The following is a 13,193-nucleotide window of genomic DNA, read 5'->3' as shown; positions in this document are numbered from 1 at the left end:
GCCCAGCGGCGCCGGCCACGACGCCGTCTACATGGCGCCCACCGGCCCCATCGGCATGATCTTCATCCCCTGCCTGAACGGACGCAGCCACTGCCCCGAGGAGTGGATCGAACCGGCGCAGTTGCTGGACGGCACCCGCGTGCTGTACCAGACCGTGCTGGAACTGGATCGCAGGCTGTCCCGATAACCCCACCCTGATGCCGCCATGGAACAGATAGAACTGAACGACAGCACCGCCGACCGCTACCTGCTGGACACCCCCGGCCTGACGCTGCTGGTGTTCCACAGCCGCACCTGCGGCACTTGCCGCATCGCGCGCGAACAGTTGCCCAAGCTGGACCTGCCGGTGGAACGCGTGTGCTGGGTCGATGCGGGCGAGAACGGCGGCCTGGTCGAACGCTACGAGGTCTTCCACCTGCCGGCCATGTTCGTCACGCGCGACGGCGCCTTCTTCGGCCCGGTGCAGGCCAGCCTGGCCGAATGGGATCTGCGCCAGCAGATCGGACTGGCGCTGGACAGCTACCCGGCCGAACTGCCGTGAGCGCCGTCGCCGCACTCGCGGCCCCTACCCGCCGTCCGCTGGACTCGCTGGCCACCGGCGTGATGCTGCTGCTGTGCGTCTGCTGGGGTTTCCAGCAGATCGCCATCAAGCTGGTGGCCGCCGACATCTCGCCCATCATGCAGGTCGGCCTGCGCTCGGCCTTCGCGGCGCTGGTGCTGGGCGCGGTGGTGTGGCGCGCCGAAGGCTCGCGCGCGCTGCGCGATGGCACGCTGGGCGCGGGCGTGCTGGTGGGCCTGCTGTTCGGCTTCGAGTTCCTGGCGATCGCGCAGGGGCTGGTCTACACCACGGCCTCGCACATGTCGGTGTTCCTGTACACCGCGCCGATCTTCACCGCGCTGGGCCTGCACTGGCGCGTGCCGGAAGAACGCATGGCGCCGCTGCAATGGCTGGGCGTGGCGGTGGCCTTCGGCGGCATCGCCGTGGCCTTCCTGGGCAACGGACAGCCGCAGGCCGCGGCCGCCAGCAACATGCTGCTGGGCGACAGCCTCGGACTGCTGGGCGGGCTGCTGTGGGGCGCCACCACGGTGGCGATCCGCCGCACCGCGCTGTCGGAAGCGGCGCCGTCCAAGACGCTGTTCTACCAGATGGCGATCGCCGCGCTGGTGCTGCTGGTCTATGCCGCGGCCACCGGCAACGCCGGCATCCGCTACACCCCGTCGGCGATGCTGAGCGTGGCGTTCCAGTCGGTGGTGGTGGCGTTGTCGAGCTACCTGGCCTGGTTCTGGCTGCTGCGGCGCTACCTGGCCTCGCGCCTGTCGATCCTGTCGTTCATGACGCCGCTGTTCGGGGTGTCGTTCGGCGTGCTGATCCTGGACGAGCCGCTGGACGGCGCCTTCGTCCTGGGCGCGCTGATGGTGCTGGCCGGCATCTCGCTGGTGAGCGGCGCCGGCCTGCTGCGCGAGAAACTGCGGCGCGGCCGGCGCGCCTGAGCGGCGCGGGGTGACCGTAGTGGGATGGCAGGCGCGGGCCGGGTCGCGGGCTGACCCGCCGCCTGGCGCGCCGGTCCTTGCCGTGACCGGCGCGCGTTCGACGCGCCGGCCCTTCAGGCCCGGCGCGGGCCGCCCAGGTTCAAGACGATCAGCGCCGCGCCCGCCAGCACCAGCGCGAAGCCCCACCAGTCGGCCACGGCGGGGCGATCGCCCACCAGCGCCATCGCGCCCAGCACGCCGACCACCGGCACCATCAGCGTGGTCAGGGCCGCCACCGTGGCGCTGACCCGTTCGCTCAGCACGAACCACAGCCAATACGCCACCGCCGTGCCCAGCACGATGTGGAACGTCAGCGCCGCCGCCACCCGCGGACTCCAGCCCTGCGTTGGAAAGGTCTCGCCCGCCAGCAGCATGCCGGCCAGCGCGCAGGCCGCGCCCACCGCCAGTTGCCATGCCGTCACCACGATGCGGTGCCCCGTCACCGGCCAGCGCTTCAGGTAGACCGTGCCGGCGGCCCACCCGAAGGCGGCGGTGAGCGGAAACGCCAGGCCGCGCGCGGCGGCCAGGTCGTGATCGGCGAAGATGGCGCGCAGCACCGGCCAGGCCAGCACCGCCACGCCCAGCCCGCCCAACAGCAGCGCCAGGCCGCGGCGGCGGTCCAGCCGTTCGCCCAGCACGGCCCAGGCCAGCAGCGCCGACATCATCGGCATGGTGAAGGTCAGCACCGCGGCGCGCGAGGTGCTGGTGCTGAGCTGGGCCCAGGCCACCGCCAGGTTGAACACCGCCACGGCCAGGATGCCGCCGATGACGATGCCCCGCCACGAGGCGCGCGGCGGCAACAGCGCCAATCCCTTGGCGCGCGCCAGGATCAGCAGCAGCGCGGCGCCGCTGCCCAGTCCCAGCAGCCGCAAGGTGAACGGCGGGCAGATCGACAGCACGATCTTGACCGCCGGCCAGTTCAGGCCCCAGAACAGCGCCAGCGCAACCGGGATCAGGCGCACGCGGCCTTTTCCCGGGCGATCAGGTCCGCCAGGCCCTGGCGCTGACGGCCTTCGGCGTCGAAGTTGGCGGGATCGAGCCAGCTTTCGTAGGCGGCGCGCAACGCCGGCCATTCACTGTCGATGATCGAGAACCAGGCGGTGTCGCGGCTGCGGCCCTTGTAGACCGTGGCCTGGCGGAAGATGCCTTCAAACTGGAAACCCAGCCGCGCGGCGGCGGCGCGCGACGGCGCGTTCAGGCTGTCGCATTTCCATTCGTAGCGGCGGTAGCCCAGCTCGTCGAAGGCGCGGCGCATCAACAGGAACTGCGCCTCGGTGGCGATGCGGGTGCGCTTGAGCAACGGCGAAAATGCCACGAAGCCGACTTCGATCACGCCGCTGGCCGGGTCAATGCGCATCAGCGACAGCGAGCCGATCGCGCGGCCGCTGGCCAGGTCGATGACGGCATGATGCATCGGGTCGCTGGCGGCATGGGCCTGCGCCTGCTCGGCGAACTGGCGGTAGGCGGCGGCGTCCGCAAAGGGGCCGACGCTCATGTAGGTCCAGTCGCGGCCGTCGGGCGCCTGGCTGAAGGCGGCGTACAGGTCCGCCGCGTGGCGCTCGGCCGATAGCGGTTCGAGGCGGCAGTAGCGGCCCTGCGCGGGGGCCAGCGGCGGTCGCGGACGCGGTGTCCAGCCGGACAGGTCGGCGCCGATGGGTTGTTCGAATGCGTTGACGCGGGGTTGCATGCTGCGAGGCCTCATCCTGGTTGGAAGCGGGTTGGGGAAAGCGCCGCCGCCAGGGCGGACGCGCGCCAGGGTTTTTCGTCGTGACAGGCCCTGGCATGCTCCCACGATAGCCAAACCGTGGCATGATAAAAAGCACCACGATTCCTGAATTTAATAGAGCCATGACCGACCGAGCCGCCCTGCTCTCCAGTCCCCTGGCGCGTGGGCCGGGCGCCCCGCCGCGTCAGCGCCAGTTGATCCAGCGGCTCAAGCAGGCCATCCTGGCGGGGCAGTTGCCCGCTGGCGGCAAGCTGCCAGCCTCGCGCGTGCTGGCCGACGAGCTGGACATCTCGCGCAACACGGTGCTGATCGCCTACGAACAGTTGACCGCCGAAGGCTACGTCATCGCCGACCGCCAGGGCACCCGCGTGGCGCCGTTGTCGGCCGCCGCCGCCAGCGCCGCCCGGCAGGCCGTGCGACAAGCCGCCGCGCAAGCGGCCGGACAGTCCGGCGCCGCCGACGCGCCGGCCTTGCGCACCGCCACGCGGCTGTCGCGCATCGTCTCGACGCGCGCGCCCAATGACGGCTCGCTGCCGCTCACGCCCGGCACGCCCGCGCTGACCCAGTTTCCCATCAATGCCTGGCGCCGGGCCCAGGACCGGGCGCTGCAGGCCGCTCCCGCCGCCACGCTGGGCTACGGCCCCCCGGTGGGCGAACCGGCGCTGCGCGAAGCCATCGCCCAATATCTGCGGGTGTCGCGCGGGGTTCACTGCGACGCCTCGCGCATCGTCATCACGGAAGGCGCGCAGGGCGCGCTGGCGCTGTGCGTGCAACTGCTGACCAATCCCGGCGACACCGCCTGGCTGGAGGAACCCGGCTACCGGGGCGCCAAGTCGGCCTTCCACGCGGGCGACCTGAATGTGGTGGCGATGCGGGTCGACGCCGACGGCGTCGCCATCACCGACGAAGACTGGCGCACCCGGCCGCCGCGCCTGATCCAGACCACGCCGACGCACCAATACCCCACCGGCGCCGTGCTGTCGCTGGCGCGCCGCCTCGACCTGCTGGAGCGGGCGCGCCGCGCCGGCGCCTGGATCATCGAGGACGACTACGACAGCGAATTCCGCCACCAGGGCGAGCCGATCGCCGCCATGCAGGGCCTGCTGCCGGACGCGCCGGTGCTGTACGTGGGGACCTTCAGCAAGACCATGTTCCCCGCGCTGCGGCTGGGCTTCCTGGTGCTGCCGCAGTCCATCGCCGGGCCCGCGATGCCGTCGATCACGGAAATGCTGCGCGGCGGGCACCGGCTGGAACAACTGACCATGGCCGCCTTCATCGACAATGGCCAATTCTCGCGCCACCTGGGCCGCATGCGGCGGCTGTACCGCGACCGCCAGGCCGCCCTGCGCGACGCGCTGGCTCGGCACCTGGGCATCGATCACGAGGTGCTGGGCGGCCACAGCGGCCTGCATCTGACGGTGCGGCTGCCGCCGGACGTGCCCGACCGCGCCATCGTCGAACAGGCGCGCCGGTTGGGCATGAACCCCAACGCGCTATCGACCTTCGCCATCAACCCGCGGCCGCAGGACAACGGCCTGGTGATCGGCTACGGCAACACCAGCGCCGACCGCTTCCCGGCGCTGGTCCGGCAACTGGGCAAGCTGGCCGCGACGTTGCGGACCTGAATCGCGGCCGGCGGCGTTGCAGGATTCGCCTTCCGGCCGGCGGCGCGCATCCTGCCCCGGTCCGTCGACCGGGCGCGGCCAGGCGTGGCGCCGCGGCGCCCCGCATCAGCGCCGCGAATCGAGCGCCATGCGCACGGCCAGGCCGGCGAGCACCGTGCCCATCAGCCAGCGCTGGATCACCATCCACAGCGGCCGGCCGGCCAGGAAACCGGCAATGGACCCGGCCATGATGGCGATGACCGCGTTGACCGACAGGCTGATGGCCACCTGCGTCAGCCCCAGCGCGATCGACTGGGTGAACACGCTGCCATGGTCGGGCTGGATGAACTGCGGCAGCAGCGACACGTACAGCACGGCGATCTTGGGATTGAGCAGGTTGGTCACCAGCCCCATCGTGAACAGCGTGCGCGGGCTGCTGGCCGGCAGCTCGCGCACCTGGAACGGCGAGCGGCCGCCCGGACGCACCGCCTGCCAGGCCAGGTACAGCAGGTAGAGCGCGCCGCCGAAGCGCAGCGCGTCGTAGGCATAGGGCACCGACATCAGCAGCACGGTCAGGCCGAAGGCCGCGCACAGCACGTAGAAGATGAAACCCACCGCCACCCCGGACAGCGAAATCAGGCCGGCCTTGGGGCCCTGCGAAATCGAGCGCGACACCAGGTAGATCATGTTGGGCCCGGGCGTGAGCACCATGCCCAGGGCGACCAGGGCGAACGTCAGGAGATTGGCGATGTCAGGCATGATGCGCCGGCGCGGGCCGGTCGGTAGTGGCAGGATGATGCATCACATTATCTGAAATCTGTATCGGAACAGCGGGGTTTTTTGCGGCCGCGGCGCGCGTGTTGCGTGCCCGCCGCAGGCCTGGGCGCGCCGGCGGCGACGGCCGCGTTCAACGACCACGCCGCCGGGATACAACAACCGCACCACTTTTAAATGTGGCCGGATGGGAGCGGCGGCTGGACCGGGATACAGTGGTCGGATCGCCCCGCCCGCAGGACGCGCGGGCGGCGCCGTTGAATGTCGACTCGATCCAGGGAGGATCCGCCCATGCCGCCACGATCATCGTCTTCGTCCGCCGCCCGCGCCGGCGCCATCCGCGTCGGCGTCGGCGGCTGGACCTACGCGCCGTGGCGCGGCCCCTTTTACCCGGAAGGCCTGCCGCACGCGCGCGAGCTTGAATACGCCAGCCGGCAGCTCACCGCCATCGAGATCAACGGCACCTATTACAGCAGCCAGAAGCCGACCACCTTCGCCAAATGGCGCGACGAGACGCCCGACGATTTCGTGTTCTCGCTCAAGGCCTCGCGCTACGCCACCAACCGCCGCGAACTGGCCGGCGCCGGCGAGTCGGTCCATCGCTTCGTGCACGGCGGCATCGCCGAGCTTGGCCCCAAGCTGGGGCCGATCGTGTGGCAGTTCGCGCCCACCAAGGCGTTCGACGCCGAGGATTTCGGCGCCTTCCTGGCGCTGCTGCCCGACCAGGTCGACGGCCTGCCGCTGCGCCACGTGATCGACGTGCGTCACGCCAGTTTCGCCTGCCAGGCCTACCTGGACCTGGCGCGGCGCCACGGCGTGGCCACGGTCTACACAGACAGCGAGGACTATCCCTCGCTGGCCGACCGCACCGCCGATTTCGTCTACGCCCGGCTGATGCGCGCCAGCACCGCCTTCAAGGCCGGCTACGCGCCCAAGGCGTTGGACGCGTGGGCGGACCGCCTGCGCACCTGGGCAAGCGGCGGCGATCCGGCCGACCTGCCGCGGGTGGCCCCGCGCCAGCCGCCCGGCGTGGCGCATGCGCGCGACGTGTTCGCGTTCTTCATCAATGGCGCCAAGGAGCGCGCGCCGGCGGCGGCGCGCGCCATGATCGAACGGCTGTAGCCGAGGCGCCGCGCCGGCCCCTTGGCGGCAAGGCCGGCCCCCGGGAAAAGGCCGGCAACCGCCTCAATCGGCGACCGGCGTGCGCAGCGTCACGAACTCTTCGGCGGCGGTCGGGTGGATGCCGATGGTGTCGTCGAACACGCGCTTGGTGGCGCCGGCCTTGAGCGCGATGGCGATGCCCTGCACGATCTCGCCGGCCTCGGGGCCGACCATGTGCACGCCCAGCACTTTGTCGGTGTCGGCGTCGACGATCAGCTTCATCAGGGTCTTTTCCTGCGATTCGGTCAGCGTCAGCTTCATGGGGCGGAAGCGGCTTTCGAACAGTTTGATCTTGTGGCCGGCGGCGCGCGCCTCTTCGGTCGTCATGCCGACGGTGCCGATGTTGGGCAGGCTGAACACGGCGGTCGGGATCAGCTTGTAGTCGACCTTGCGGTATTCCTCGGGACGGAACAGGCGGCGCGCCACCGCCATGCCCTCGGCCAGCGCCACCGGCGTCAGCGGCACGCGGCCGATGACGTCGCCAATGGCCAGGATCGACGGTTCGCTGGTGCGGTATTCGTCGTCCACCGCGACAAAACCCTTGCCGTCAAGCTTGACGCCGGTGTTCTCCAGGCCCAGGTTGTCCAGCATCGGCCGGCGGCCGGTGGCGTAGAACACGCAATCGGTCTCGACCACGCTGCCATCCTTGAGGGTGGCGGCCAGGGTGCCGTCGGCGCGCTTGTCGATGCGCGCCACGTCGGCATCGAACTTCAGGTCGATGCCCTTCTTGACCAGTTCATCGCGCAGGTGCTCGCGCACCGCCTGGTCGAAACCGCGCAGGAACAGCGGGCCGCGGTAGACCTGGGTGGTCTGCGCGCCCATGCCGTTGAAGATGGAGGCGAATTCGACCGCGATGTAGCCGCCGCCCACCACCAGCACGCGGCGCGGCAGCGCCTTCAGGAAGAAGGCCTCGTTCGAGGTGATGGCGTGTTCCTTGCCGGGGATGTCCGGCACCTGCGGCCAGCCGCCGGTGGCCACCAGGATATGCGCGGCGGTGTAGGACTTGCCGTCCACCTCCACCGTGTGCGGATCCTTGATGCGGGCGTGGGCTTCCAGCAGCGTCACGCCGCTATTGACCAGCAAGTTGCGGTAAATGCCGTTAAGACGCTCGATCTCGCGGTTCTTGTTGGCGATCAGCGTGGGCCAGTCGAAGCGGGGTTCGTCCACGCTCCAGCCGAAGCCGTGGGCCTGCTCGAAGTCTTCGCTGTAGTGCGCGCCGTAGACCAGCAGCTTCTTGGGCACGCAGCCCACGTTGACGCAGGTGCCGCCCAGGTAGCGGCTTTCGGCCACCGCCACGCGCGCGCCGAAGCCGGCCGCGAAGCGGGCCGCGCGCACGCCGCCGGAGCCCGCGCCGATCACAAACAGGTCGAAATCGAATGCCATGGTGTTTCCTTCGCCGTCCCGCTGCCGGGACGCGTTCACTGTCGGGAGAAGCGCTATTTTGCACCAGTGCGCCGGCGACCGCCGGCTTGCCCCCACGGTCAACCGGCGGTCGCCGGCCGGTGGGGCAGCGCCGGAAGCGGGCCCGCGTTGCGCAGACGCGCCCGCTCGGCCGCCGCAATCCTCCCTGGCGCGCGCCACCTTGGGCTACAGTAATCGTCCGGGGCGCGGTCGCCGCCCCTCCCTCTGCCTGGAGTCGTCCCGATGTCGCTTGAAACCTGGCTGGCCTTCCTTGGCGCATCCGCCCTGCTGCTGATGCTGCCCGGCCCCACCATCCTGACCGTCATCAGCTATTCCCTGACCCATGGCAAGCGCGCCCGCCTGCCGTTGGTGCTGGCGGTGGCGCTGGGCGACTCCACCGCCCTGGCGCTGTCGCTGCTGGGCCTGGGCGCGCTGCTGTCGGCGTCGGCCTTCTGGTTCACCGTGGTCAAGACCGTGGGCGGCCTTTACCTGCTGTACCTGGGCTTCAAGCTGCTGCGCGCCGGCGTTTCGCCCGCCACGCTGCCGCAGGCCGGCGCGGCCGGATCGCGCTGGAAGCTGTTCGCCAACACCTACCTGGTGACGGCGCTGAACCCCAAGGGCATCATCTTCTTCGTGGCCTTCCTGCCGCAGTTCATCGACCCGGCCGGCGACGTCACGCGCCAGCTATGGATGCTGTCGGCCACCTTCGTGACCTGCGCCGGCATCAACGCCACCGCCTACGCGCTGTTCGCCGGCTCGGCGCGCCGTCTGCTGGCATCGCCGCGCGCGCAGCGCGGCTTCAACCTGGGCGGCGGCGCGCTGTTGTCGGCCGCCGGGGTCTGGGCATTGCTGGCGCGTCGCGCCTGACACCTGCTTCAAGGCAAGGCCGCCGACGCCGCTTCCGGATCCAGGCCGTAACGCCGGATCGCCTCGGCCGCCCGCTCGGCCGGCAATGCGCCCTCGTCCGCCAGCGCCTTGAGCGTGGCCAGCACGATATGGTGCCGGTCCACCTCGAAGAATGCCCGCAGCGCCTGGCGCGTGTCCGAGCGGCCGAAGCCGTCGGTGCCCAGCGTCACATAACGGCGCCCCACGAAAGGCCGGATCTGCTCGGCCACCGTCTTCATGTAGTCGGTGGCCGCGATCACCGGCCCCCGCGTATCGGCCAGGCTCGTCTGGACAAAGCCCTGGCGCGCCGCGTCCAGCGGATGCAGGCGACTCCAGCGCTCGGTCTCCTGGCCGTCGCGGCGCAGCTCGGAATAGCTGGTGACGCTCCAGACGTCGGCCGCCACGCCGAAGTCCTGTTGCAGCAGGTCGGCGGCGGCCAGGGTCTCGCCCAGGATGGCGCCGCTGCCCAGCAGTTGCGCGCGGACCTCGCCCGGCGCGCCCTCGCGCAGGCGGTACATGCCCTTCAGGATGCCGGCCTCGGCGCCTTCCGGCATCGGCGGATGGGCGGTCTTCTCGTTGATCAGCGTCAGGTAGTAGAAGACGTCCTCTTCCTCCTGGTACATGCGGCGCATGCCGTCCTGCACGATCACGGCGATCTCGTAGGCATAGGCCGGGTCGTAGGCGATGCACGACGGGATCACCGAGGCCAGCACGTGGCTGTGGCCGTCGTCATGCTGCAGGCCCTCGCCTTCCAGAGTGGTGCGGCCCGAGGTCGCGCCCAGCAGGAAGCCGCGCGCGCGGATGTCGCCGGCCGCCCAGGCCAGGTCGCCAACGCGCTGGAAGCCGAACATCGAATAGAAAATGTAGAACGGAATCGTCGCCACGCCGTGGGTGCTGTAGGCGGTGGCGGCGGCGATCCACGAGGCCATGGCGCCCGACTCGTTGATGCCTTCCTGCAGGATCTGGCCGCGCCGGTCCTCGCGGTAGACGCTGAGCTGGTCGGCGTCCTGCGGCGTGTACAGTTGGCCCACGTGCGAGTAGATGCCGACCTGGCGGAACATGCCGTCCATGCCGAAGGTGCGCGATTCATCCGGCACGATGGGCACCACGCGCGCGCCGATCTGCGGGTCCTTGAGCAGTTGCGCCAGGATGCGCACGAACGCCATGGTGGTGGAGAATTCGCGGCCGTCGCTGCCCTTCAGGTGCGCGGCAAAGGCTTCCAGGCCCGGCGTGGCCTGCGGGCCGGGGCCGGCCGGGCGCAGCGGCAGGTGGCCGCCGGCGCGGCGGATGGCGGCTTCCAGGTAGGCCTGTTCGGGGCTGCCGGGTTCCGGCTTGATGTAAGGGATCTCCTCCAGGCGCTCGTCCGGCACCGGCAGGTCGAAGCGGTCGCGGTAGGCGCGCACCGCCGGGTCGGCCATCTTCTTCTGCTGGTGGTTGGTGTTGGCGGCCTCGCCGGCCGCGCCCATGCCGTAGCCCTTGACCGTCTTGGCCAGGATCACCGTGGGCTGGCCGCGATGCGCCAGCGCCGCGGCGTAGGCGGCGTGCATCTTGACCGGATCGTGGCCGCCGCGGTTGAGCGCGCCGATCTCCTCGTCGCTCAGGTGCGCCACGCGTTCCAGCAGCACCGGGTCGGCGCCGAAGAAACGTTCGCGCACATAGGCGCCGCCGCGCGCCTTGAAGACCTGGTATTCGCCGTCCACGCATTCCATCATGCGGCGACGCAGGCGGCCGTCGTGGTCCTGCGCCAGCAGCGCGTCCCAGCCGCCGCCCCAGATCACCTTGATGACGTTCCAGCCGGCGCCGCGATAGACGCTTTCCAGCTCCTGGATGATCTTGGCGTTGCCGCGCACCGGGCCGTCCAGGCGCTGCAGGTTGCAGTTGACCACGAAGATCAGGTTGTCGAGCTTTTCGCGGCCGGCCATGGCGACGGCCGCCAGCGTCTCGGGCTGGTCCTGCTCGCCGTCGCCCAGGAAGCCCCACACGCGCCGGTCCTGCGCCGCGATCAGGCCGCGGTCTTCCAGGTAGCGCATGTAGCGCGCCTGGTAGGCCGCCATCAGCGGGCCCAGGCCCATCGACACGGTCGGGAACTGCCAGAAGCCGGGCATGGTGCGCGGGTGCGGATACGACGCCAGCCCGCCGCCGATCTCGCGGCGGAAGCGGTCCAGCTCGGCCTCGGACAGGCGCCCTTCCAGATAGGCGCGGGCGTAGATGCCGGGCGCCGAATGGCCCTGGATGTAGAGCATGTCGCCCAGGTAGTCCGGCGTGGCGGCGCGGAAGAAATGGCGGTAGCCGGTTTCGTACAGCGTGGTGGCCGAGGCGTAGGTGGCGATGTGCCCGCCCACGCCCGAATGCTTGCCGGCGCGCAGCACCATGGCCATGGCGTTCCAGCGCAGGTAGGCATCCAGCCGCGCCTCGATGCGGGTGTCGCCGGGGAACGGCGCCTGGGCCGGCAGGCCGATGGTGTTGACGTAGGGCGTGACGCCGGCCGCGGCATAGCCGCCGCTGCGGGCGCGGTCCTGCTCGATCAGGCGGTCCAGCAGGTAGTGCGTGCGCGGCAGGCCTTCGTGCGCCAGCACCGCCTGCATCGCGTCCAGCCACTCGCTGGTTTCTTCGGGGTCGATGTCGACGCAGTCGATCTCGGGTTCCATGGGCATCCTCCTTGTGGTGCGCAAGCGGCGCCTGGACACGGAAAGGCCGGCGCCATCATTTCACATCGTGAATTGCATTTGCATAATGTGCAATTGCAATCGTAGGGAGGTTTTCGAACAATTGCAAGTGCAACTATTAAGGAAAATGGCGGCTCGCGCGCGGCATGAATGCGCGTGACGGACCGCCCGCCGCGCGCCACGGCTGCAGGGCCTCTACAATCCCGGACAACGAAATCCCTGGAAAAGGAAGCGACCGCATGGCCACGGGCAAGCCCGACGCGTGGAGCCTCTTTCTCACCGCGCATGCGCTGGTGGTGGAAGAGATCGAAAAACGACTGTCCGCCGCCGGCCTGCCGCCGCTGGCGTGGTACGACGCGCTGTGGGCGCTGGAACGCGCGCCCGACGGCACCGCGCGCATGTTCGAGATGGCCGAGCGCATGGTCATCGCGCGCTACAACCTGACGCGCCTGATGGACCGCATCGAGTCCGCCGGGCTGGTCGAGCGCTTCCGTTCCGACGAGGACCGCCGCGCCACCTACGCCCGCATCACGCCTGAAGGCCTGGCGCTGCGGCGCAAGATGTGGAAGGTGTATGGCCCGGCCATCGACGAACTGTTCCTGTCGCAACTGCCGCCGGCGCAGCAGGACGCCATGGCCGAGCAGTTCCGCCAGATCGCCCGCCATGTGCGGGCCTTGTCCAGAACCCCGGCTTGACCTGACCGCCACGGAGTCCGCATGCCCGTCCGTCCGCCCCTGCACATCGGCATCGTCGCCTGCTCGGCCGAGGGCGCGGCGCTCTGCTACCGCACGATCTGCGCCGAAGGCGCGCAGCGCCTGGGGCCGCACGCGCACCCCGAGGTGTCGCTGCACAGCTTGTCGCTGGCGGATTACGTGGCCTGCCTGAAGCGCAATGACCTGGCCGGCGTCGGCGCGCTGATGCGGACCTCCGCCGACCGGCTGGCGCGCGCCGGCGCGGATTTCCTGATCTGCCCCGACAACACCATCCACCAGGCCCTGGGCCACGTGCTGCCGCAATCGCCGCTGCCGTGGCTGCACATCGCCGAGGAAGTCGCCGCCCAGGCCGCCGCGCGCGGGCGGCGCCGCATCGGCATCCTGGGGACGCGCTGGCTGGTCGACAGTCCGGTCTACCCCGACAAACTGCAGGCGCGCGGCCTGGACTACGTGCGTCCCGCGCCGGCCGACCGCGATCTGCTGGCGCGCGTCATCATGGACGAACTGGTCTACGGCGTCTTCAAGCCCGAATCGGTCTCGTTGCTGCAAGGCGTGGTCGCGCGGCTGCGCGATGCCGGCTGCGACGCGGTGGTGCTGGGCTGCACCGAACTGCCGCTCGTGCTGAACGACGCCAACTGCGTCTTGCCGACGCTCGATTCCACCCGCATCCTGGCGCGCGCCGCGCTGGACCGCGCCCTGGCTCAGGCCTGACCTGGCGTCCCGGCCCCGCCTG

Annotated in this window: 13 protein-coding genes; 8 read left to right on the top strand and 5 right to left on the bottom strand. The window is 70.4% G+C overall.

Annotation, left to right across the window (positions count from 1 at the left end; translation table 11 throughout):
* The 3 genes from HV783_RS19750 to HV783_RS19740 all read left to right on the top strand — a co-directional run.
* A partial coding sequence (locus HV783_RS19750) for a M20/M25/M40 family metallo-hydrolase (protein ID WP_054504830.1) occupies nt 1–187 on the top strand: 187 nt, incomplete at its 5' end.
* An 18-nt stretch (nt 188–205) separates the two neighbouring features.
* Complete coding sequence (locus HV783_RS19745) at nt 206–541, top strand: thioredoxin family protein (RefSeq protein WP_049074821.1); 336 nt, start codon at nt 206–208, stop codon at nt 539–541.
* A gap of 62 nt (nt 542–603) precedes the next feature.
* Nucleotides 604–1,491 carry a DMT family transporter gene (locus HV783_RS19740; RefSeq protein WP_175189732.1) on the top strand — a complete coding sequence of 296 codons (888 nt, stop codon included), beginning with the start codon at nt 604–606 and terminating at the stop codon, nt 1,489–1,491.
* Nucleotides 1,492–1,604: 113 nt separating this feature from the next.
* On the opposite strand, the gene HV783_RS19735 is transcribed toward HV783_RS19740, so the two are convergent.
* Both HV783_RS19735 and HV783_RS19730 read right to left on the bottom strand, forming a co-directional pair.
* Complete coding sequence (locus HV783_RS19735; protein WP_054503788.1) at nt 1,605–2,492, bottom strand: DMT family transporter; 888 nt, start codon at nt 2,490–2,492, stop codon at nt 1,605–1,607.
* Nucleotides 2,483–3,217, bottom strand: coding sequence for a GNAT family N-acetyltransferase (locus tag HV783_RS19730; protein WP_049074824.1), 735 nt, complete (start codon nt 3,215–3,217; stop codon nt 2,483–2,485). The genes HV783_RS19735 and HV783_RS19730 overlap by 10 nt, the downstream gene beginning before the upstream one ends.
* Nucleotides 3,218–3,339: 122 nt before the next feature.
* Here HV783_RS19730 and pdxR point away from each other — a divergent pair, with 122 nt between their 5' ends.
* Nucleotides 3,340–4,881 carry a MocR-like pyridoxine biosynthesis transcription factor PdxR gene (gene pdxR / locus HV783_RS19725; RefSeq protein WP_175189729.1) on the top strand — a complete coding sequence of 514 codons (1,542 nt, stop codon included), beginning with the start codon at nt 3,340–3,342 and terminating at the stop codon, nt 4,879–4,881.
* Nucleotides 4,882–4,986: 105 nt separating this feature from the next.
* Here pdxR and HV783_RS19720 read toward each other — a convergent pair whose 3' ends face one another.
* Nucleotides 4,987–5,619, bottom strand: a complete 633-nt coding sequence (locus HV783_RS19720; RefSeq protein WP_054503790.1) for a LysE family translocator — start codon at nt 5,617–5,619, stop codon at nt 4,987–4,989.
* 306 nt (nt 5,620–5,925) lie between these two features.
* Here HV783_RS19720 and HV783_RS19715 point away from each other — a divergent pair, with 306 nt between their 5' ends.
* On the top strand, nt 5,926–6,756 hold the full coding sequence (locus tag HV783_RS19715) for a DUF72 domain-containing protein (RefSeq protein ID WP_175189728.1): 831 nt from the start codon (nt 5,926–5,928) through the stop codon (nt 6,754–6,756).
* Nucleotides 6,757–6,819: 63 nt separating this feature from the next.
* Here HV783_RS19715 and gorA read toward each other — a convergent pair whose 3' ends face one another.
* Nucleotides 6,820–8,178, bottom strand: a complete 1,359-nt coding sequence (gene gorA / locus HV783_RS19710) for a glutathione-disulfide reductase (protein ID WP_064526332.1) — start codon at nt 8,176–8,178, stop codon at nt 6,820–6,822.
* Between the two features lie 261 nt (nt 8,179–8,439).
* Between gorA and HV783_RS19705 the strand changes: the two genes are divergently transcribed.
* On the top strand, nt 8,440–9,063 hold the full coding sequence (locus tag HV783_RS19705; protein WP_049074834.1) for a LysE family translocator: 624 nt from the start codon (nt 8,440–8,442) through the stop codon (nt 9,061–9,063).
* A gap of 8 nt (nt 9,064–9,071) precedes the next feature.
* Here HV783_RS19705 and aceE read toward each other — a convergent pair whose 3' ends face one another.
* The gene (gene aceE / locus HV783_RS19700; protein WP_175189727.1) at nt 9,072–11,729 is read right to left on the bottom strand and encodes a pyruvate dehydrogenase (acetyl-transferring), homodimeric type; all 2,658 of its coding nucleotides are present in this window, start codon (nt 11,727–11,729) and stop codon (nt 9,072–9,074) included.
* Between the two features lie 257 nt (nt 11,730–11,986).
* Here aceE and HV783_RS19695 point away from each other — a divergent pair, with 257 nt between their 5' ends.
* Together HV783_RS19695 and HV783_RS19690 are read left to right on the top strand one after the other, a co-directional pair.
* Entirely contained in the window at nt 11,987–12,442 is a 456-nt protein-coding gene (locus HV783_RS19695) for a MarR family winged helix-turn-helix transcriptional regulator (protein ID WP_175189726.1), read from the top strand.
* A 21-nt stretch (nt 12,443–12,463) separates the two neighbouring features.
* The gene (locus HV783_RS19690) at nt 12,464–13,171 is read left to right on the top strand and encodes an aspartate/glutamate racemase family protein (RefSeq protein WP_175189725.1); all 708 of its coding nucleotides are present in this window, start codon (nt 12,464–12,466) and stop codon (nt 13,169–13,171) included.
* The last annotated feature ends 22 nt before the right edge of the window (nt 13,172–13,193 follow it).

Source organism: Achromobacter dolens (assembly GCF_902859745.1).
Classification (GTDB): Bacteria; Pseudomonadota; Gammaproteobacteria; order Burkholderiales; family Burkholderiaceae_B; genus Achromobacter; species Achromobacter dolens.
Note: the sequence above shows the minus strand (reverse complement) of the source record. Positions and strands in the feature narration are given on the sequence as shown.